This is a genomic window from Nitrospirota bacterium (assembly GCA_016207905.1).
Lineage (GTDB): Bacteria > Nitrospirota > Thermodesulfovibrionia > Thermodesulfovibrionales > JdFR-86 > JACQZC01.
In genome coordinates this window covers 1-5,863 of the sequence record JACQZC010000095.1, presented here as the reverse complement: position 1 = coordinate 5,863, position 5,863 = coordinate 1, and the positions used below count along the sequence as shown (strand labels likewise).

Annotated in this window: 6 protein-coding genes; 4 read left to right on the top strand and 2 right to left on the bottom strand. The window is 42.7% G+C overall.

The annotated features are described in order from the left end of the window. Nucleotides 1-426 precede the first annotated feature (426 nt). Genes HY805_11010 through HY805_10995 form a run of 4 tightly spaced genes read left to right on the top strand, consistent with a single transcriptional unit; the run spans nt 427 to nt 3,540 of the window. Nucleotides 427-1,260 (top strand): M23 family metallopeptidase, encoded by an 834-nt coding sequence (locus HY805_11010; protein MBI4824736.1) that lies wholly within the window; start codon nt 427-429, stop codon nt 1,258-1,260. 2 nt (nt 1,261-1,262) lie between these two features. Continuing rightward, nucleotides 1,263-2,579, top strand: a complete 1,317-nt coding sequence (gene der, locus HY805_11005; GenBank protein MBI4824735.1) for a ribosome biogenesis GTPase Der — start codon at nt 1,263-1,265, stop codon at nt 2,577-2,579. After that, the gene (locus tag HY805_11000; GenBank protein ID MBI4824734.1) at nt 2,576-3,385 is read left to right on the top strand and encodes a YihY/virulence factor BrkB family protein; all 810 of its coding nucleotides are present in this window, start codon (nt 2,576-2,578) and stop codon (nt 3,383-3,385) included. Before der ends, HY805_11000 begins: the two co-directional genes overlap by 4 nt. After that, nucleotides 3,382-3,540 (top strand): hypothetical protein, encoded by a 159-nt coding sequence (locus HY805_10995; GenBank protein MBI4824733.1) that lies wholly within the window; start codon nt 3,382-3,384, stop codon nt 3,538-3,540. Before HY805_11000 ends, HY805_10995 begins: the two co-directional genes overlap by 4 nt. Here HY805_10995 and HY805_10990 read toward each other — a convergent pair. Further along, nucleotides 3,524-4,867, bottom strand: a complete 1,344-nt coding sequence (locus tag HY805_10990; GenBank protein MBI4824732.1) for a HAMP domain-containing histidine kinase — start codon at nt 4,865-4,867, stop codon at nt 3,524-3,526. The genes HY805_10995 and HY805_10990 overlap by 17 nt on opposite strands. Next, complete coding sequence (locus HY805_10985) at nt 4,857-5,552, bottom strand: response regulator transcription factor (GenBank protein ID MBI4824731.1); 696 nt, start codon at nt 5,550-5,552, stop codon at nt 4,857-4,859. The genes HY805_10990 and HY805_10985 overlap by 11 nt, the downstream gene beginning before the upstream one ends. Between the last annotated feature and the right edge of the window lie 311 nt (nt 5,553-5,863).

The window sequence follows — 5,863 nt, the reverse complement described above, 5'->3', positions numbered from 1 at the left end:
TGCCATGAGATACGCTTTGGCTTCCACCCTATTGGAGTTCTTGATTTAAGAAAAGGGAAGGTCAGACCCAAAGTAAGAAAAGTGTAACCCATGTCCATAGGTTAAAATGTAACCCATGTGAATGTTGAACAGAATTACTTACTTATACAAGCCCTTTAAAGAGAGAGGAGGTTGTGATAGGATTAAGGGGCTATGGGTTTATTGACTTAGTGGAAAGAAAGAGGGGTATGTTGTTCATGCTCATTAATTAGGTAATTCTTTTTAGGCGTCATATATAGGAGATAATAATTCTCAACTGAACTTCCACATATAGATATCCGTCATGAAAGTGGAAATGCGATATATTCTAATTCCAAGTGGAACTGCAAACTTCCAGAAAGCCCTTTTGCTATTTCTGAGTCCTGCATAATAGGTTATACTTATAAAATGAAAACCTGTGCCATTTCTTTACTCTTTCTTTTAGTGCCCTGCCTTTCAGAGGGTTTTGTAGCAAAGCTCATGCCCTCTCAGGTCAACCCCGGAGATGCATTTATGGTAAAGGTATGTGGTAGAGAAATAGGTGGAGGCATAGATTTATTTTTTGCAGGCAGAAGACTGCTCTCTTATTTTTCGAGCCAAGAAGGCTGTTTGGAAGCTATCGGAGTAGTTGAGCTTAATACAAAGCCTGGCATTTACACCGTCAGGATAAAATCCAAAGGGAAGACAACGAGCCTGAGATTGAAAGTGAAGACTGCCTCTTTTGCAACGCTCCATCTTACCCTGCCTCCTGATAAGGTTTCCCTTTCTCCCGAAGACCTTGAGAGGGTTAAAAAAGAACAGGAGATGTTATCGCGGATATGGGATGTAGTGTCGGAGAAACTGTGGGAAGGAGCATTTATCCTGCCTGTTGAAAACGATATCCTGACCAAATTTGGCATAAAGAGGATAATCAATCTTAAAAAGGAAAGCATACACTGGGGCATAGATGTAAGGGGCGCATCTGGAGCCGAGGTAAGGGCATCGAACTCAGGCACGGTCGTCTTTGCAGAAGAGCTTTTCTTTGGCGGAAACACCATTGTCATTGACCATGGACTTGGAATCCACACACTTTATATGCATCTTGAGAGATTCGATGTCAGTGTCGGCAATGCTGTCTCAAAAGGACAGGTCATAGGATTTGTTGGTCAAACTGGAAGGGCAACTGGCCCTCATCTTCATTTCGGAGTAAGGGTTGGAAATATCAATGCAAACCCTGTGTCATTTATCGAGCTAAGGCTTTGAGCATGGCAGGACCTGTTGTGGCAATAGTTGGAAGGCCAAATTCAGGGAAGTCCTCCCTGTTTAACAGAGTTTCAGGCAGGACATCGGCAATCGTAGAGGAAATGTCAGGGGTAACGAGGGACAGAAACTACATGGATGTACAATATGGAGGAAAGGCATTCGTTATTGTGGATACAGGCGGGTTTTATATAGAGGCAGAGCCTGATATCGAAAGGCAGGTAAGGGAGCAGGCAATGTTTGCAATCAGCGAGGCTGACCTTATAATCCATCTCCTCGATGGCAAAGAAGGCATCAGCCCTGCTGATATGGAGCTTGCAGGACTGATAAGGAAATCGGGCAAGCAGTGCCTTACTGCCATTAACAAGATAGATGGCACGACAAAAGAGGATAGGATTTATGATTTTTACGGTCTTGGCGTCGAGGAACTTATAGCTGTTTCTGCAAAAACAGGCTATAACTTCGATGAGTTCATGGAAAGGCTGATTTCATACCTGCCCTCATCTGCTTTAGAGGCTTATGACTACCCGATGATTGCAGTCATCGGAAGACCCAATGTAGGCAAATCGACCTTTGTAAACTCCCTGCTTGGAAAACCAAGGATGATTGTCAGTCAAATACCCGGCACGACCAGAGACTCGATAGACTCTGTCTGCACTTACTATGGGCATAGATACCTGCTCATAGATACAGCAGGCATAAGGAGAAGGGCAAGGGGATATTCTATCGAGAGGTTTGCAATGCTCAGGGCAATGAAAAGCATCGGGCGGGCTGATGTCTGCCTCATGATGCTCGATGCCACTGAAGGCATTCTGAAGGATGACCAGAAGATTGCAGGTATGGTGCACATGAACTCAAAGGGCGCTATATTTCTTCTTAATAAATGGGACCTTATAGAGAACCCGGATGAAACATATAAGAGGCTTACCTCTGAGATAAGGCGGAAACTCTGGTTTTTAGAGCATGCACCTATGCTTACCATATCAGGGGTTGAAAGGAAAAGGGTGACAAAGGTCTTTCCTATTATAGATGAGGTCATTAAGGAAAGACAAAAAAGGATAAGCACAAGGCAGCTGAATGAGCTTTTGAAATCAGCACCTACTCCAACACTGAAAGGTAAGAAGATAAAGCTCCGATATATAACTCAGGTGGGCATTAAGCCACCAACATTCGTTGTCTTTACAAACAACCCCGAAGGTATAAAAGAAGACTATATGAGGTATCTCGAAAAACTCCTGAGACAAAGGTATTCCTTTAAAGGAACACCCATAAAGATATTTAAAAGGGGTTACGACAGGCATTACAAAAAAGGGCATAAATGAGATACCTAAAGATAATATTCAGAAGTATCAGGGATTTCCTTAAGGAAGACGGTGTAGTGCTATCGTCATACCTGTCTTTTGTGTCAATAGTAACTGCACTGCCATTTTGTCTTCTTATAATTACTGCATTTGGATACCTTATTAAGGAGCATCAGGCATTTCAGGGATTCTTCCTCGAAAAACTTATTGGATTTTTTCCACAGGCAGTAGTGGGCATAACAGAAGAGCTAAAAAGGCTTATAACCTTCAGGGGAATTGGAAAATGGAGTATTATGGTTTACTTTTTCTTTTCATATCAGTTTTTTATTGCCCTTCAGAGGGCAGTGAATGCCATGTTTAAGGTAAAGAAGCAATTGTCGTTTTTCAGGTCCATCTTCTTTTCTTTGGTAGTTGTAACCATTGTGATTACAGTGCTTCTTTTATCTTTTGTCCTTACATCGTTTATACCGCTTATAAGTGTCTTCACAGAGGAGATGCCGTTTAAGGCAGGCTGGATTTCAGCATACCTCATAAGGTTCGTTGTGCCGTTTCTGCTTATGCTCACGATTGCCGTGTCGCTTTATGTTATCCTGCCCATGAAAAAAGTGAAGTTGAGACATGCGTTTGTTGGCGGGCTTTTTACGGCAGTGATGCTTGAGTCGGCAAAGCACATCTTTACATGGTATGTAGGCTCTGTGTCAAGGCTCGGTGCGATTTATGGCTCGCTTACCGTGTTTGTGGTATTCCTGCTTTGGGTGTTTTATTGTTCGTCTTTGTTTTTGATAGGTGCGTCTTTGGTCAATAACCTCGAAGGAGATAAGAAATGATGGAATTGGTTGGAAAGACAGTTATAGTAGAGGCATCTGGAATAACATACACAGGACGGCTCGTTGAGATAGGCGAGACAGAGGTATATCTTGAAGGAGAAATGGGCTGGGTAGTCATACCTGTTGAAAACATCAGCTCTATAAGGGAAGCGTGAGCTTAAAGGTCGTGCCACTACCTAACTTACTTGAGACCTCAATACTTCCACCCATTGCATCAACAAGCTCTTTTACGATGGAAAGCCCAAGCCCTATGCCTTCTGAGCCCTTGCCTCTATAAAACCTGTCGAATATCTTAGGTATGTCTTCCTCTTTAATTCCTCTTCCTGAGTCTCTCACGGAGATGAAGAAGTTTTTTTTGCCCTTTCCATAGTCAATCCATACAGCTCCTTTATCGGTATATCTCAGGGAATTTGATAGAATATTTCTCAGCACGGGCTCAAGCCTGTCTACATCCATCGAGACTTCGAAGTCATCTCTTTCCTCGAGTAAAAGTGAAATGCCCTTTGTGGAAAAAAGAGGAAGCATTGCCTCCTTAAGTCCCTCGAGAAAGTCTCTCAAGCCCGTCCTTATGTATTCAGACTTTTTAAAGAAGCTTGCCTCTGCCTTGGTTGCGTCCTCTATTGCACTAACGAGGTTAATCAATCTAAGAACCTCTGCCTTTATGTCTTCGAACCTTTCTTTGTCAGCAGGGAGGACTCCGTCGATTATTGCCTCTATGTTTACCTGCATGATAGCGAGGGGAGTTCTGAGCTCATGTGCTATGTTTGATGTAAGATGCTTTCTCAGGGATTCTTCTCTCTGTAAGGTCTCTACCATATGGTTGAATGCTTGAGAGAGCTCTCCAATCTCATCTTTTGAATTAGCCCTTACCCTTACGGTTAAATCCCCGCTTGCCAGTTTCTCGGATGCCCTTTTGAGCCTTCTTATGGGCACTGTAAGAAACATGCTAAAGACAAATGAAAGGAACAGTGCTCCTCCACCTGCAATCAGAAACGATATAAATAGAAAGTCCCGTCCCCTCTGCTTAAAAACTGCTTCTTTTTCTGCAATGAGTCCTTTTCTCTTAAGAGCCCTGACATAAATCGAGCCTATCTCTTTGCCCTCTGCATAGATAGGGTATTCCTCTAAAGGAGATTCAGGCTCATGAAGGTACAACGATGCCTCCATTGTCCTTTGCATTGTAGGCGTAAGGGTTCTGAATACATTGTCTGCTGTTAAAACGGTTTTTCCCGAGGTATCTCTGACCTCTGCATCATAGCCAAACATTATTGCCCAGTGAAGGGTCTGTCTTAGAGCTGAGATGTCCCAGCCTTTTTCGGTGTAAGAGCCTTCAACCGATGCTAAAACCCAGTAGAGCCTATCTTCCCTTGTGCCCATTACATATTCGTCGAAGTCCCTTATGATGAGTCGCTTAAAGATGAGATTGGACAGAAGTGCAGTAAGGATTACGACAAAAAATGCAAGAAAGAGTTTAGTCCTCATCCCTGTCACCAATAAATTTATATCCAATGCCATAGACTGTCTTTATAAATACAGGCTCTTTTTGAGCATCTCCTATCTTTTGCCTTATGTTTTTCACATGGGCATCTATGGTCCTTTCATAGCCCTCAAAGTCATAGCCCTGAGCAAGGTTGATGAGCTTTTGTCTGCTCATGACCATACCGGGTCTTTCCGATAGGGCAAGAAGGATCCTGAACTCGATAGGTGTGAGGGAAATTAGATTACCATGTTTTTTGACCTCATGCCTTTCTACATCGATGACAAGGCTCCCCCGATTAAAACTCAGGGTGCTTCCTGTCTTCTTTGTCCTTCTAAGAAGTGCATTTACCCGTGCAATAAGCTCCCTTGGACTGAATGGCTTCACCACATAGTCATCTGCACCAATGCCAAGGCCTTTAATTCTTTCCTCCTCGGCACTTTTGGCAGTAAGCATGATTATTGGCACATCCGAGTCCTGTCGTATTGCCTTACAAATATCCTCTCCTGAGATATCCGGCAACATGAGGTCTAATATTATGAGGCTAAACCCCTCTTTAAGAGAGCTTAATGCGGATTGACCCGTAGCTGAAACCCTGACTCTAAAGCCATCTTTTTCAAGATAAGCCTTGAGGACATCGGCTATCTTTGCCTCATCCTCAACTATAAGTATCGAGCCTTTGTGAGCCATATCTTATTTTAATATTGTCAAGTCTTTTCTGCAAATTCCCTCTGCTATTTTCAAAATCGTTTCCACCTCCTTTTTTTATATGTTCATTCTTTAACTGTAAATTCATCTGTTTTCTCTTTTAATTCAATAGTTTTATCATCCTTGTGGGTGTTCAAGCGTTCATTCTCCCTTTTCCCTTCCTAAGTTTACTTTACTGGGGAGGGGGGGGTGTCTCATAACCCATTGATTTTTAAAGATTCTGCCTTCATTATAGTTCCGTTTAGTTCCGTTTTGGTTCCGGATTATACCGTATTCCTGCTTAAGTATCTCAT